At 64.6% G+C, this 14081-nt stretch carries 14 protein-coding genes; 9 read left to right on the plus strand and 5 right to left on the minus strand.

Features of this window, described 5'->3' with window-relative positions:
* The coding region (locus RCJ92_RS06535; protein WP_446754090.1) for a transketolase-like TK C-terminal-containing protein at nucleotides 1-812 on the plus strand (812 nt) is incomplete at its 5' end.
* Between the two features lie 150 nt (nucleotides 813-962).
* Nucleotides 963-1961: an AEC family transporter gene (locus tag RCJ92_RS06540; RefSeq protein WP_446754091.1), complete on the plus strand. Its 999-nt coding sequence runs from the start codon at nucleotides 963-965 to the stop codon at nucleotides 1959-1961.
* Nucleotides 1962-2157: 196 nt separating this feature from the next.
* On the opposite strand, the gene RCJ92_RS06545 is transcribed toward RCJ92_RS06540, so the two are convergent.
* Nucleotides 2158-2340 carry a hypothetical protein gene (locus RCJ92_RS06545; protein ID WP_138176192.1) on the minus strand — a complete coding sequence of 61 codons (183 nt, stop codon included), beginning with the start codon at nucleotides 2338-2340 and terminating at the stop codon, nucleotides 2158-2160.
* Between the two features lie 326 nt (nucleotides 2341-2666).
* Between RCJ92_RS06545 and uraD the strand changes: the two genes are divergently transcribed.
* The 6 genes from uraD to RCJ92_RS06575 all read left to right on the plus strand — a co-directional run bounded on the left by uraD (nucleotide 2667) and on the right by RCJ92_RS06575 (nucleotide 9355).
* Nucleotides 2667-3161, plus strand: a complete 495-nt coding sequence (gene uraD / locus RCJ92_RS06550; RefSeq protein ID WP_446754092.1) for a 2-oxo-4-hydroxy-4-carboxy-5-ureidoimidazoline decarboxylase — start codon at nucleotides 2667-2669, stop codon at nucleotides 3159-3161.
* Nucleotides 3162-3211: 50 nt separating this feature from the next.
* Nucleotides 3212-3568: a hydroxyisourate hydrolase gene (gene uraH / locus RCJ92_RS06555; RefSeq protein ID WP_054820935.1), complete on the plus strand. Its 357-nt coding sequence runs from the start codon at nucleotides 3212-3214 to the stop codon at nucleotides 3566-3568.
* Nucleotides 3569-3572: 4 nt separating this feature from the next.
* Nucleotides 3573-4502, plus strand: coding sequence for a factor-independent urate hydroxylase (gene pucL, locus RCJ92_RS06560; protein WP_054820934.1), 930 nt, complete (start codon nucleotides 3573-3575; stop codon nucleotides 4500-4502).
* Between the two features lie 78 nt (nucleotides 4503-4580).
* On the plus strand, nucleotides 4581-6119 hold the full coding sequence (locus RCJ92_RS06565) for a nucleobase:cation symporter-2 family protein (protein ID WP_446754093.1): 1539 nt from the start codon (nucleotides 4581-4583) through the stop codon (nucleotides 6117-6119).
* 315 nt (nucleotides 6120-6434) lie between these two features.
* Entirely contained in the window at nucleotides 6435-8360 is a 1926-nt protein-coding gene (locus RCJ92_RS06570; RefSeq protein WP_446754094.1) for an ABC transporter ATP-binding protein, read from the plus strand.
* 83 nt (nucleotides 8361-8443) lie between these two features.
* Nucleotides 8444-9355 (plus strand): alpha/beta hydrolase family protein, encoded by a 912-nt coding sequence (locus tag RCJ92_RS06575; protein WP_446754095.1) that lies wholly within the window; start codon nucleotides 8444-8446, stop codon nucleotides 9353-9355.
* Here the strand turns inward: RCJ92_RS06575 and RCJ92_RS06580 are convergent.
* From RCJ92_RS06580 to RCJ92_RS06595, 4 genes are all read right to left on the minus strand, one after another.
* Nucleotides 9352-10158: a M56 family metallopeptidase gene (locus tag RCJ92_RS06580; RefSeq protein ID WP_446754096.1), complete on the minus strand. Its 807-nt coding sequence runs from the start codon at nucleotides 10156-10158 to the stop codon at nucleotides 9352-9354. The two genes, RCJ92_RS06575 and RCJ92_RS06580, sit on opposite strands and share 4 nt — an antisense overlap.
* A gap of 5 nt (nucleotides 10159-10163) precedes the next feature.
* Nucleotides 10164-10550: a BlaI/MecI/CopY family transcriptional regulator gene (locus RCJ92_RS06585; RefSeq protein WP_054820938.1), complete on the minus strand. Its 387-nt coding sequence runs from the start codon at nucleotides 10548-10550 to the stop codon at nucleotides 10164-10166.
* A 108-nt stretch (nucleotides 10551-10658) separates the two neighbouring features.
* Nucleotides 10659-11453 (minus strand): carbon-nitrogen hydrolase family protein, encoded by a 795-nt coding sequence (locus RCJ92_RS06590; RefSeq protein ID WP_446754097.1) that lies wholly within the window; start codon nucleotides 11451-11453, stop codon nucleotides 10659-10661.
* 220 nt (nucleotides 11454-11673) lie between these two features.
* Nucleotides 11674-12444, minus strand: a complete 771-nt coding sequence (locus RCJ92_RS06595; protein ID WP_054821505.1) for an IclR family transcriptional regulator — start codon at nucleotides 12442-12444, stop codon at nucleotides 11674-11676.
* Nucleotides 12445-12690: 246 nt separating this feature from the next.
* Here RCJ92_RS06595 and RCJ92_RS06600 point away from each other — a divergent pair, with 246 nt between their 5' ends.
* Nucleotides 12691-14070 (plus strand): malic enzyme-like NAD(P)-binding protein, encoded by a 1380-nt coding sequence (locus RCJ92_RS06600; RefSeq protein ID WP_446754098.1) that lies wholly within the window; start codon nucleotides 12691-12693, stop codon nucleotides 14068-14070.
* Nucleotides 14071-14081 lie beyond the last annotated feature (11 nt).

Here is a 14081-nt window from a genome sequence, read left to right on the forward strand (position 1 = left end):
CGACCGCTGGACGCACCACCCTGACCGGTGAGGGGCTGCAGCACGCTGATGGGCATTCCCCGCTGCTGGCGTTGACCAACCCGGCGGTGGTGGCCTACGACCCGGCCTACGGGTACGAGATCGGGCACATCATGCGTTCAGGCCTGGAGCGCATGTATGGCGGGGAGCACCCGGATCCGAACGTGATGTACTACCTGACGGTGTACAACGAGCCGATCATTCAGCCGGCCGAGCCGGAGAACGTGGATGTTGAGGGGATCATCAAGGGCATTTACCTGCTCAAGGAAGCCTCGATTGACGGGCCGCGCGCCCAGCTGCTGGGCTCGGGGGTCGCGGTGCCGTGGGCGTTGGAAGCCCAGGACATCCTGGCCACCGAGTGGGGAGTGTCTGCCGATGTGTGGTCGGTGACCTCGTGGAACGAGTTGGCCCGGGAAGGTCAGCACTGCGACCAGGTCATCATGGAAGACCCGGGTGCTAAGCGTCCGACCCCGTACCTGACCGGTCAGCTGGAATCGGCGACCGGCCCGGTGATCGCGACCAGTGATTACCAGCGGGCGGTGCTTGAACAGGTGCGCCCCTACGTGCCCGGTGAGTACCACACCCTGGGAGCGGACGGGTTTGGGTTTAGTGATACCCGGGCCGCGGCGCGCCGGTTCTTCAAGATCGACGCGCATTCCCTGGTCGTCAAGACCCTGCAGGCCCTGGCGGAGCGGGGCGAGATCCCGGCTGATACCCCGATCAAGGCGCATCAGAAGTATGACCTGAACAACCCCAACGCGGGACGTTCGGGCAACGCTGGCGGCGACGCCTAACCACCCACCCACCGGTTCAACCGGCGGGACTCCCGGCAAACGGTGGCCACACCCCTTCCTTCGTGAAGGCGCGTGTGGCCACCGTTTCCCATTGCCCGGCCGTGGACTACTACCCTTGAAGAGCCCACAGAAGGAAAAATAAGGAGAGGCGTGTTCCTCGACGTACTCTATGGCGTATTGCCGCTGTTCTTCGTGATGCTCGTCGGTTATGGCGCCAGCTACTCACCGAAGTTCCCCGCCAGCGTCGAGCCAGCCCTGAACGTCTTTGTCTTCTACGTTGCCTTGCCCGCGCTGCTCTATCGTGTGGTGGCCCACGCGAATGTCAGCGAAGGCGTTCCGGGAGCCTTTTTGGGCATCAGTGCCGGCGCTGCCCTGGGAATCGCGCTCCTGTGTTGGGTGACCTACCGATACCTCGTGCGTTGTTCAGCGCCCCGCGCCATGGCCGGGATGCTGACCACCAGCTTCGGCAACGTCTCCTACCTGGGGATACCGGTGATCCTTGGGGTGCTTGGCCCGTCGGCGGGATTTGCCGCCGGAATGGGCCAGCTGGTGCACAACGTCATCTTCATGGTGGGGTTCCCCGTGCTCGCGCAGCTCATGCTGCCAGCTGGTACGGCGCACCCGCACAAGCCCAGTGGCGGACGGATCCTGCGCACCATCCGCCAGGCGCTGGTTTACAACCCGGTGACGTGGGCCATGTTGCTTGGCGGCGCCGTTGCCATCTGGCAGTTGCCCGTTCCGGGGCCATTGGATGAGACCGTCGACCTGCTGGCCGCCGCGGCCGCTCCCGGCGCATTGTTCACCATTGGGTTGTCGCTGCGTCGCACCGTGCAGCGGTTGCGGCAACGCGGGGTACCGACCGGCGCCGGCGAACCAGGATCACGGGCGATGATGCCCTTGATGGTTTTGGGCAAGCTGGTGGCGCTTCCGCTGCTGACGGTCGCACTGCTCCTGCTGCTGGCCCCGGAGCTGGATCCCTTGTGGTTCAATACCGCCATCTTAATGGCGGCGATGCCGACCTCGGCCACCGCGTACATCATGGCCCAGGCCGATACGGGGGACGGGGAACCCACGGCCCTGGCCATTGTGATTACGTGCGTGCTCTCCGTCGTTGTTCTACCCGTGCTCTCGCAGCTCTTCCTGAAATAGGTCGATACCATTCAACGGCAGCCATGAAGAAAACTGGGATCCGGTACCGCCGATTTCTAGTATCGAGCTGGATTTAGCTTCGGTCCGTGGCAGGTCGGCGGAATGTGCGCAATGACCCGTTAAAGACGTAAAGACCATGCCCGACGCCTCAGGGACATGATCTCTACGTGGTCTTGATGCCTCGCGGCCCGCACTCCTACCGGCGCAACAGCCGATCCCAGAATCCGGGGGTCACCTCGGTGATCTTCAGCCGAGGGGAGAGGTCCGGGTCCACGCACGGAACAGGCTGGAACAAGCCGGTGCGCAGTGCCTCGGTGGCCGCGAGGACCATTGGCTCTTCCTTGGAACAATTCGTATTTGCCGATGAAATAGCGGTCATGCGACCCTCCTTGGGGTGTCCGTAAATTCCAAGATGTGGAACTTAAGTTTTATTGTGTGAAAACAGTATGCCGGGCTTCCGAGGGCATTACAAGGGGTAAACCCAAAATTGTTAGTTAACGCGCGCAGAATCCCGATTAAGTCATACTTGTTAAACTTCGTGACCTGAACCACTTGACGGAACACCTGTGAGGTGGCTTACAGTAGTGGAACAAAGATTCCACGATCCAGAAACATCGAGTCGAAGCCGGCACTGCCAGCCGGTGGTAAGGGTGTCAGCGACCGGAACGTGGAGGTTCGACTTTTTCTGAAAGTAGCTGATCACCCATGGAACTTGCAGTGTTCAATTCGCTGGATAACTCTGAGGCCGCCGACGTCCTGCGCCCCTGCATTGACATCGACCGCTGGGTTAACGAGCTGATTGCTGCACGTCCCTTCACTGACGTCAGCGACCTCACGCAGGCCGCAGAACGCAGTGCCAATCCCTTTACCGCCCAGGAGATCGAAGCAGCCCTGGCCCACCACCCCCGCATCGGGGAGCGTGCGGCCGGCGAAAGCGCCGAAGCCAAGCTATCGCGCAACGAACAGGCCGCCCTGAACCTGGACGAAGACGTCAACGCCCGCCTCATCGAGGCGAACCGGGCCTACGAGGAACGCTTTTCCCGCGTTTTCCTGATCCGCGCCGCCGGACGCACCACCGAGGAGATCCTCGCAGAGTGCCAACGCCGCCTGGGTAACGATGACGACACCGAACTTCGGGAAGTCGCCGAGCAGCTGCGGGCCATCGCAGTGCTGCGCCTTTCCAGCGCGGTCCAGAACTAGACCGCCACCGACCTCACCAGAAGACGCCTTAACCAAGGAGTTAGTTATCAATGGCAGATGTTTCGACTGAACGCAGTCACATCACCACCCATGTACTCGACACCGGGACCGGGAGGCCTGCCTCCGGTGTCAAGGCCACGCTGGAAGCCAAGACGGCATCCGGCTGGCAAGAAATCGGATCCGGTTCAACCGATGCGGATGGCCGCATCAAGAACCTGGGACCGATACAGGTTGAAGCCGGGCACTACCGGGTCTCCTTCGAGACCGGCGCCTACTTCGGGAAGCAGGGAACGGAAAGCTTCTTCCCCGCGGTAAGCATCGACTTCTACGTAAACAATGTCGATGAGCATTACCACGTACCTCTTCTTATCAGCCCGTTTGCATATTCCACGTACCGAGGGAGTTAGAACAATGACTACCGAAGCAACCGCACCGGCAGCCACCGACACCAAGATCGTCCTGGGCCAGAACCAGTACGGCAAGGCCGAAGTCCGTTTGGTGAAGATCACCCGCGACACCGACCGTCACCAGATCCAGGATCTGAACGTCACCAGCCAGCTGCACGGCGATTTCACCGCCGCGCACATCGATGGCGACAACGGCCGCGTTGTCCCCACCGACACCCAGAAGAACACCGTTTACGGCCTGGCGCGCAATGGCGTGCGCTCCGTAGAGGAATTCCTGATCAACCTCGGTGAGCACTTCACCGGTGAGTTCGAGTGGATCACCGGCGGCCGCTGGGCAGCTGAAGAGTACTTCTGGGATCGCATCAACGATCACGACCACGCCTTCTCGCGCAACAAGTCCGAGTTCCGCACCGCCGTGCTGGAAATCAGCGAAAACGGTGAGAAGAACATCGTCGCCGGCATCGAGGACCTGACCGTCCTGAAGTCGACCGGCAGCGAGTTCCACGGCTTCCCGGTGGACAAGTACACCACCTTGAAGGAAACCAGCGATCGCATCCTGGCCACCGACGTCAGCGCCCGCTGGCGCTACGATGCCGAGGCCATCAAGGCCGGCATCGACTACGACGCGGTGTACAACTCGGTCCGCAAGCTTCTGCTGACCGCGTTCGCCGACACCCACTCCTACGCACTGCAGCAGACCATGTTCGAAATGGGCAAGGCCGTGCTGGAAGCGCACCCGGAGATCGCAGAGGTCAAGATGTCCCTGCCGAACAAGCACCACTTCCTGGTTGACCTGGAGCCGTTTGGCCAGGACAACCCGAACGAAGTGTTCTTCGCCGCTGACCGCCCGTACGGTCTGATCGAAGCTACCGTCACCCGTGAAGGTGTGCCGGCCAACCACGCCATCTGGGCCAACGTCCCGGCGTTTATCTAACCCAACTCCGTGCTTGGGATGTGCCCGTGGTGCAACACGGGCACATCCCGGCAGCGACTGACTACAAGGAGGTCAGCCATGAGCGCTGCGCACTCAGAATCTATCAAAAGGCAGCGTCCCGAGGACGAGAAATTACCTCTGGGCAAGACTTTTGCCTACGGTCTGCAGCATGTGCTGACCATGTACGGCGGCATCATCGCCCCACCCTTGATCATCGGCGGCGCCGCTGGCCTGAGCAGCACCGAAATCGGTGTGCTGGTTGCCAGCTGTCTGTTCGTTGGCGGCCTGGCCACCATCCTGCAGACCGTGGGCGTCCCGTTCTTCGGGGCCCAGCTGCCGCTGGTGCAGGGCACCTCCTTCGCCTCGGTGGCCACCATGGTCGCCATCGTCAATGGCGGCGGTGGTCTACAGGCCGTGTTTGGCGCAGTGCTGGTCGCATCGCTCATTGGCTTCCTAATCGCCCCATTCTTTGCCCGCATCATCAGGTTCTTCCCGCCGGTGGTCACCGGCGTGGTGATCACGATGATCGGTGTCTCACTGACCCCGGTGGCCGCGAACTGGGCCATGGGCGGGGATGCCAAGTCTGAGGACTACGGCTCCCTGGCCAACATTGGCCTGGCCGCCGGCACCCTGCTGATCGTGCTGCTGCTTTCCAAGGTCGGCAGCGCGGCACTGTCCCGCCTCTCGATCCTGCTGGCCATTGTCATCGGCACCGTTGCCGCGGCGATGCTGGGCATGGCCGACTTCTCCAAGGTCGGCGAGGGCGCGTTCTTCGCCTTCCCGCAGCCGCTGGCCTTCGGCTGGCCGGTCTTTGAAATCGGCGGCATCATCTCCATGACCATCGTGGTCCTGGTGATCCTGACCGAAACCACCGCGGACATCCTGGCCGTGGGCGAGATCGCCAAGACCAAGGTCGATTCCAAGCGCATCGCCGACGGCCTGCGCGCCGACATGGCCTCCTCCGTGGTGGCCCCGATCTTCAACACCTTCACCCAGTCCGCCTTCGCGCAGAACGTGGGCCTGGTGGCCATCACCGGCATCACCAGCCGCTTCGTGGTGGCCGCCGGCGGCGGCATCCTGGTGGTCCTTGGCCTGCTGCCCATCCTGGGCCGTGTGGTCGCCGCGATTCCGATGCCGGTCCTGGGTGGCGCAGGCATCGTCCTGTTCGGCACCGTGGCCGCCTCGGGCATCCGCACCCTGTCGAAGGTCAAGTACGACAGCGCGAACCTGGTCATCGTGGCCGCCTCGATCGCCTTCGGCTGCCTGCCGATCGTGAAGGGCGACTTCTACGAGAACTTTCCGACCTGGTTCGAAACCATCTTCCACTCGGGCATCTCCTCGGCCGCCATCATGGCCGTCCTGCTGAACCTGCTGTTCAACGAGTTCAAGCGCGGCTCGATGGGCAAGGACGGTTCGGTCTTTGCCGCCGCTCCGCCCCGCATGGTCAAGCAGGAGGAAATCTGCGGACTGCTGGAAGGCGACAGCTTCGAGGACGGCAGGCTGATCGACAAGGACGGGCAGGAGATCCCGGTCGTCACGAGCGAAGAGTTCGAGCAAGTGATGACGGGACAGATTGAGCTGCAACAGCTAAGCCAATCCAAAAGTTCAGGCCACTGACGCGACGGACGCTGAAACACCGGTCGAGGAGGACTCATCCTCCGAGGCCGGTGACGCGGACAGTGGCCCCCATCCAAGGCACTAGCCCGATACCCGGGCCTTGACCGAAGCCCCGACCACAGCAATGTGGCCGGGGCTTCGTTCCGTTAACGAGTATGCTCGAAGCCGATTGTGGGGCGTTCGGGAAGTGTTCGGCACGCAAAGGCGTTATGCCATCGACAGGCCCGCGCCGGCGGGCCAAGAATTTCCTGGGGACATCCCGTCATGAGCAGACGGAGAGTCCCGGCAAGACCGTGAGCTGGAGCGCAACAGATTATGAGCATGGAAAACGCTGCCTGGCATTCGCTGTGGCGAATGTCAGGGGACAAGGGCAAGGCCTACGCGCCCACCACCCCACGGCGGGTCCTGGCCTTCGCGGCCCGCTACAAGAGCCGGCTGCTGGTATTCGTGTTCTTCTCGGTGCTCTCGGCGGTGCTGGCGGTCATTACCCCGGTCCTGGCCGGACGCATCGTCGATGAGATCGTCGCCCAGAGCAGCATCAGGACAATTCTGACCATTGCCCTGATCATCGCGGTGGTGGCGGTCCTCGATGCCGTGGTCTCCGTGGTGGTGCGCTGGTTCTCCTCCCGGCTGGGTGAGGGAATCATCTATGACCTGCGTACCGCCGTCTTCGACCACGTGCAAAAGATGCCGGTCGCGTTCTTCGCCCGGACCCGAACCGGCGCGCTGGTCAGCCGCCTGAACAATGACGTCATTGGCGCGCAGGCTGCCTTCGCAGGGACCTTGTCCGGTCTGGTGTCCAATAGCGTGGCGCTGGTGCTCACCGCCGGCGTGATGCTCTCCACCTCCTGGCAGGTCACCCTGGTGGCCCTGGTGCTGCTGCCGGTCTTCCTGCTGCCGGCCCGCCGCTATGGAAAATCCGTGGCCGTGCTGCGCAGGGAATCCGCCGAACTGAACGCCGCCATGGGCAACCAGATGACCGAGCGCTTCTCCGCGCCGGGTGCCACGCTGATCAAGCTGTTCGGCCGCCCGGCGGATGAATCGGCACACTTTGCCCTGCGCGCCGGCCGGGTGCGGGACATCGGGGTGAAGACCGCGATGCGACAGTTCTTTTTCGTGGCGATGCTGACCCTGGTGGCTGCGCTCGCGCTGGCCCTGGTATATGGCCTGGGAGGCATGTACGCGGTGCGTGGGGCATTGGCCCCCGGTGACGTGGTGGTTTTGGGCATGTTGCTGACCCGCCTCTACACCCCGCTCACCGCCCTGGCCAATGCGCGGGTGGAAATCACCAGTGCCCTGGTCAGCTTCGACCGGGTCTTCGAGGTGCTGGACCTCAAGCCGCTGATCACCGACGCCCCTGGCGCGCGGGCCCTGGACTCCGGTCCGGTTCCGGTGAAGTTCTCCCACGTCTCCTTCGCCTACCCCAGCGCCGAGAAGGTCTCATTGGCGTCCCTGGAGGACGTCGCGGTGCTGGATACGCGCGGTGGGCAGACGGTGCTGCATGACATCGACTTTGAAATTCCTGCCGGATCCACGGTGGCGCTGGTTGGCTCCTCCGGCGCCGGGAAATCCACCATCGCCTCCCTGCTGGCGAGGCTCTACGACGTGGATAGCGGCAGTGTCGAACTTGCCGGAGTGGATGTGCGGAAGGTGACGCTTGAATCGCTGCGCGCCACCGTGTCGATGGTGACCCAGGATGGACACCTGTTCCACGAGACCATCGGCGCCAACCTGCGTTTGGCCAAGCCCGACGCCACGGAGGAGGAGATCTGGGAGGCGCTGGAGCGGGCCCGCTTGAAGCCCACGATCCAGGCATTGCCGGATGGGCTGGAAACCGTGGTCGGCGAACGCGGCTACCGACTTTCGGGAGGGGAGCGTCAGCGGATGACCATTGCGCGCCTGCTGTTGGCGGCCCCGCAGGTGGTCATTCTCGACGAGGCGACCGCCGCACTGGACTCCGCTAACGAGGCCGCCGTGCAGGCGGCGCTCGGTGAGGCGCTGGAGAATCGCACCGCCCTGGTCATTGCCCACCGGCTCTCCACCATCCGCTCCGCCGATCAGATCCTGGTCGTGGAAGGTGGCCGCATCGTTGAGCGCGGAACGCATGGCGAGCTCCTGCGGCGTGCCGGCCGCTATGCCGAGCTCTACCGGACCCAGTTCTCCCAGGAGGACCCGATCCCTGGCGAGCGTGGGGAGGCGTCCGGTGTGCCAAGTCCTTCGCCGGTCTCCCGGGAGGGGTAGAACCGCTGTGGGGGACAGCCGGCATCCGGGGCGTCTGGGTCACCTTGTTTACTAGTCAGTAACTTGCGGCTACCATGGTGATCATGGACACACAAGCAGTCATTCGTGAGCATGTGCGGATACCCGTAACCGTTCGTGACGGGGTGGCCGCCACCATTTACAAGCCCAGTCAGCAGCCCGTGGGCGTGATGCTCGTTCACTCGGCGACCGCGACGCCGCAGGGCTTCTACCGGGCCTTTGCCGAATATGCGGCCGCAGCGGGCCTGCTGACCATCACCTATGACTTCCGCGGGACCGGGTTATCGGGTGAGGCCAAGGCCCATCCGCAAATCCGCATGCGGGATTGGATCCAGCAGGACGTGGCGGCCGTCGCGGACTGGGCGGCCGGCCGCTATCCCAACCTGCCGCACTACGCCATCGGGCACAGCGTGGGGGGACACGCCCTGGTGCTCGACTACGGTACCGATAAACTCAGCGCAGCGGTCGTGGTCTCCAGCCATATTGCCGCCATACGCACCATCAGCCCATGGCAGGAGCGTTTGCGGGTGCGCCTGGTCCTGACCGTCTTTGGGCCGCTGCTGACCAGGCTGCTGGGATACATGCCGGGCAAGAAACTGACGCTGGGTGAGGATATCCCGGCCGCCGCGCTGTTTGAGTGGTCCAGGTGGACGCAGAAGCGCGAATACTTCTTTGACGACCCGAGCATGGAAGCCGAAGCCCGCTCCGATCGGGTCAGGATTCCGGTGCTGGCGGTGGGGGCCAGCGATGATTTGTGGGCCTCGCCCAAACAGATGGACCGGCTCACTGCACACCTGGGCAATGCGCAGGTTGAGCGCCGCACGGTAAAGCCCAGCGAGCTGGGGCTAAAGAAGATTGGCCACCATGGGCTGCTGCGCCGCGGAGTGGGGGAGCAGGTGTGGGCCCAGGTTCTCAACTGGCTGCAGGAGCAAGACCGCGCCACCGAGCTGGAGTCCCCGGCGGCCGCCTCGGCCTAAATCCGGATCGCGTCGGGCACCTGGCAGCGTGCTGCCAGGGGCCAGCGCCGCAGTGTCAGCCGTTGAGCCCGCAAGAGCATTCCCGCATCCCCGGTCTCCTGGGACATGTGCCAGAGGGCGTTGGCCAGATTGACGGCCCCGGCCTGCTTGGCCGCGGTATCGTCGGCGGCCAATTCCACCAGCAGCAAGGTCGCCTGCTTGAGACGGCGTCCGGCGGAGAAAAAGCGCGGCAGGCACAGGGCGTTCAGCTCGGCGATGCGCACCACCCAACCGTGGCGGTGACGCAGGTGGGCGTATTCATGGGCCAGCACCGCCTGCAGCTGCGGGGCGCTGAGCAGGTCCTCAAGCCCGGTGGACACCAAGATCTGGGGCAGCCGTCCGGGCACGGCGCACGCGACCGGTTCGGCGACCTCGAAGCGCACGAAGGTGAACTCATCCCGCTTCTCGCGGGACACGGCAGTGGGCGCCATCTTTCGCAGGGTGGCACGCTGGGAGGCGTTCAACGGTTCGGTGAACGCGAAGACCAGGGCAATGATCGCACCGGCTACGGCCAAGGCGAGCCAGGAGAATACCGCGGTGGCCACGGCCTTGGTCAGGCTGGTCGAGGCGGTTGTGGTGACGGCGGCGACCACGAGGCTGACCACCATGGCGCCGGCGCACAGCGCGCCGATGAAGAATGAGCCGAACCAGCCGGCCAACGCCAATTTGGGCCGGCGTACCTGCCATTGGCCGGTGGTCAGGGCGACCGGGGCCAACAGCAGCAGGGCGATGGCCGTGACGCCGAAGCAGAGTGCAACCAACATGGTGGTTACCGGGTTTTCTGCTTCGCGCTCTTGGGGCCGATGGCCTGGCGCAGCAGGTCAAGGTGCTCATCGGAAAGGTTGCCGGCGAAGCGCAGCAGGGCCGCCTCACTGTCCGACGAGGCATTGAGTGCGGCGGTCATGGCCAGGCTGGTGTGCTCCCCGCCGGAATGGGTGGGCCGGAAGCGGATCTTGCGCGGGCCTTCCTCGATGCGGATGACCTGGCCCTTCTTTTCCAGCCGGTCCAGGGAAGTCATCAACGTGGTGTAGGCCGGGATATGCCCGGTGAAGACATCCTGAATTTCGCGGATCCCCAACGGTTCAGTGCTGTCCCACAGGATCTGCATCAGTTCGCGCTCGAGTTCGCCGCGCACGCGAGTAGGTCGACGAGTCATGAACACCTCCAGCCTTAATTCTACTAGGGCTGTCCAGTCCGCCCACTGTGAAGTTCGCCCGCCAACGGGCCCTCCCCGCCGGCAACCGCCGTGCGCTGGGGGTGGAGGCTAGATCTGCCGCGCGTTCTCCAGCACCGGCAACGCCGTCCGGGCCTGGTCGATGAGCGCCGGGTCCACCTCCACCAGGAGCAGTTCGATGGCCTCTGCGGCCTCGGCCAGCACCCGGCCCAGGGGGTCAACGGCCACCGAGCGTCCCACCCCGCGCGGCGCGGCGCCGCTGACCGCGATTCCGGCGCTCTGCGGATCCGCCTGGTCCACGGCGAGGATGAAGGTCGTGGTGTCCAGGGCGCGGGCGCGGGCCAGCGTGGACCATTGTTCGGCCTTCCCCGGTCCTGCACCCCAGGACGCCGAGACCAGGGTGGCCACGGCTCCCTGCTGGGCGTGGTGGGTGAACAGCCGGGGGAAACGCAGGTCATAGCAGGTGGCGACGCCGAAGGTCAGGCCGTCCAGCTCGAACTGCACTGGCTGCTCCCCGGGGGTCACCGAATCCGATTCCAGGAAGCCGAACGCGTCAAAGAGGTGCAGCTTGTCATAGGCGGTGTCGACCCCCGCGCCGGTGATCAGCAACGTGTTGCGCACCCGGTTCCCGACGCCCGGGGTGAACATGCCCGCCAAAATGAGCACCCCCCGCTCCTCGGCGATCTGCCGCACACCGTTGGCCCAGGGGCCATCCAGCGGTTCGGCCGCTTCGAGCAGGTCATTGCCCATGGCGATGTGCATGGCCTCGGGGAACACCACGATGCGCGCCCCTTCCTGGGCGGCGCGGGAAGCGGTCTCCCGGATGATCTGCAGGTTCTGCTGTGGGTTGGCGGTGCTTAGCACCTGCGCCATGGCGATCTTCATGCGTAGGCCCTCCTGGGTGCGGTGTTGGCGGCTGTGCGCCCCTTGCTTTGACTCTACGCCAGTGGCCGGGAGGAAATCCCCTCCCCGGCAGGCGACGCCGGGATGCCCGGCGGTCTGTCCTTCGGCCGCGGGGTGGCGGGGCCGGGGCATGGCAGAGGCGTGGGAGGCACCGGTATCGGTTCCCTCCCACGCCTGGAGCCCGCCTGCGAGAACCGCGCGGCTATTCGGTGACGGCCACCAGCTGGCGCCCGAGTTCGGCCGCTGCGGCCTGCAGCTCCGGGACCGCCTTTTTGGCGAAGTCCGCGTCCACCCGGGAGACCGGACCGGAGACGGAGATCGCCATCGGGGTCGGGGCCCCGGGGACCGGCACCGCAAAACAGCGCACGCCCAATTCCTGCTCTTCCTCGTCCACCGCGTAGCCGCGTTCGCGCACGGCCTCGATTTCGGTGAACAGCTTGCCCAGGGTGGTGATGGTCTTCGGCGTCTTGGCCGGCATGCCGGCCTGGGCGACCAGTCGCTGGATGCGTTCATCATCCAGCACCGAGAGGATCGCCTTGCCCACCCCCGAGTGGTGCAGCATGGCGCGGCGGCCCACTTCGGTGATCATGCGCATCGAGTGCGTGGACTGCACCTGGGCGATGTAGGTGACCATGTCACCGTCGAGCACCGCGATGTTCGCGCTCTCGCCCAGGTGATCGACCAGTTCCTTCAGCCGCGGGGTGGCCAGGGCGCCGAGTTGGCGGTTGGCGACCTCGCCCAGTCGGATCAGCCGTGGGCCCAGGGAGTATCGGCGGTTGGGCAGCTGGCGGACGTAGCCCACGCCGACCAGGGTGCGCAGCAGTCGGTGGATGGTGGGCAGCGGCAACGGGGTATCGGCGGCCAGTTCGCTCAGCGCGGCCTCCCCGCCTGCCCGGGCGATGACTTCCAGCAGCTCAAAGGCACGCTCGACCGATTGCACTCCGCCGGTGGCCCGGGCCTTGACCTCGGTCATAATTCGCTCCTTGCCTGACTGCTCTACGCAGTCTCGCCACAGCGTCCAAAGGGTGAGGACTCCCTGGGGAGGCTGTTTTTCATGGGTTGTTAACTAAGAGAATACCGGACATTGGGCCAAAAATTCCACGATCCGAAAAGTCATCTGCTTGAAACTTGTGTCGCAGTCCACAAAAATGGGTTGTGTTTTCATTTTACAGATACTAGTATCCACTATACGGAAACTTTTTCATCACGAGGAGTGATCATGGCAGCACCAAGCCCGGGGTATTCCCTCACCCTGCGGGTCCAGACCCCCGCATCAATCACCGCCACCAGCGAACTGGCTGCGGCGGTAGGACGGGCTGGCGGAGACATCACAGCGTTGGACGTCACCGAATCGCATCACGCGTACATGGTGGTGGACGTCAGCTGCAACACCGCCGACGTCGAACACGGCCAGCGCGTGCGTGACGCCCTGGACGAGCTGGACGGGGTGAACGTCCGCAACGTCTCGGACCGCACCTTCCTGATGCACCTGGGCGGCAAGCTCGAAGTGGTGCCGAAGGTGGCCCTGCGCAACCGCGATGACCTCTCCCGTGCCTACACCCCGGGGGTGGCCCGCGTCTGCAAGGCCATCGCCGAAAATCCGGCCGACGCCCGCAACCTGACGGTCAAGCGCAACACCATCGCCGTGGTCACCGATGGCTCGGCCGTCCTGGGCCTGGGCAACATCGGCCCGGCCGCCGCGCTGCCGGTCATGGAGGGCAAGGCCGCCCTGTTCAAGCAGTTCGCCGACGTGGACGCCTGGCCGGTCTGCCTGGATACGCAGGACAGCGACGAGATCGTCAAGATCGTCAAGGCCCTGGCCCCGGTCTACGGGGGTGTAAACCTGGAGGACATCGCCGCGCCGCGCTGCTTCGAGATCGAGGCGCGCCTGCGCGAGGAGCTGGACATCCCGGTGTTCCATGACGACCAGCACGGCACCGCCATCGTGACCCTCGCGGCCCTGCAAAACGCCCTGCTGGTGGTCGGCAAGTCCCTCTCCGAGGTGCGCATCGTGGTCTCCGGGGTGGGGGCCGCGGGCAACGCGATCATCCAGCTGCTGGCCGCGCGCGGCGCCACCAACATCATCGCCTGCGGGCGCAACGGTGCGATCAGCCGCAACGAGAACTACACGGACGAGCACCGCAGCTGGTTGGCGGCGAACACCAACCCAGAGAATTTCACCGGCTCCCTGAAGGAAGCCGTCGCCGGATCCGATGTGTTCATCGGCGTCTCGGCCCCGAACGTCCTGGACGAGGACGACATTGCGGCCATGAACAAGGACGCAATCGTCTTCGCCATGGCAAACCCGGATCCCGAGGTGGATCCGCTGGTTGCCGGGAAGCACGCCGCCGTGGTTGCCACCGGTCGCAGCGACTTCCCCAACCAGATCAACAACGTCTTGGCCTTCCCGGGCTTCTTCCGCGGGCTGCTGGACGCAGGCGTCTCGGACATCACCGACGCCATGCTGCTGGCCGCCGCAGACGCGATTGCGGCACGGGTGGGCGAAGCGGAACTCAATCCGGGGTTCATCATCCCGTCGGTGTTCGACCCGCAGGTGGCCTCCGAGGTGGCCGCCGCCGTGGCTCGGGCAGCGAACTGACATTGAGAGCA

Source organism: Glutamicibacter sp. BSL13, assembly GCF_052928425.1.

Coding starts and splice junctions, on each gene's coding strand:
- RCJ92_RS06545 (WP_138176192.1), bottom strand. CDS start 2,340: ATGACCGCTATTTCATCGGCAAATACGAATTGTTCCAAGGAAGAGCCA.
- uraD (WP_446754092.1), top strand. CDS start 2,667: ATGGAACTTGCAGTGTTCAATTCGCTGGATAACTCTGAGGCCGCCGAC.
- uraH (WP_054820935.1), top strand. CDS start 3,212: ATGGCAGATGTTTCGACTGAACGCAGTCACATCACCACCCATGTACTC.
- pucL (WP_054820934.1), top strand. CDS start 3,573: ATGACTACCGAAGCAACCGCACCGGCAGCCACCGACACCAAGATCGTC.
- RCJ92_RS06565 (WP_446754093.1), top strand. CDS start 4,581: ATGAGCGCTGCGCACTCAGAATCTATCAAAAGGCAGCGTCCCGAGGAC.
- RCJ92_RS06570 (WP_446754094.1), top strand. CDS start 6,435: ATGAGCATGGAAAACGCTGCCTGGCATTCGCTGTGGCGAATGTCAGGG.
- RCJ92_RS06575 (WP_446754095.1), top strand. CDS start 8,444: ATGGACACACAAGCAGTCATTCGTGAGCATGTGCGGATACCCGTAACC.
- RCJ92_RS06580 (WP_446754096.1), bottom strand. CDS start 10,158: ATGTTGGTTGCACTCTGCTTCGGCGTCACGGCCATCGCCCTGCTGCTG.
- RCJ92_RS06585 (WP_054820938.1), bottom strand. CDS start 10,550: ATGACTCGTCGACCTACTCGCGTGCGCGGCGAACTCGAGCGCGAACTG.
- RCJ92_RS06590 (WP_446754097.1), bottom strand. CDS start 11,453: ATGAAGATCGCCATGGCGCAGGTGCTAAGCACCGCCAACCCACAGCAG.
- RCJ92_RS06595 (WP_054821505.1), bottom strand. CDS start 12,444: ATGACCGAGGTCAAGGCCCGGGCCACCGGCGGAGTGCAATCGGTCGAG.
- RCJ92_RS06600 (WP_446754098.1), top strand. CDS start 12,691: ATGGCAGCACCAAGCCCGGGGTATTCCCTCACCCTGCGGGTCCAGACC.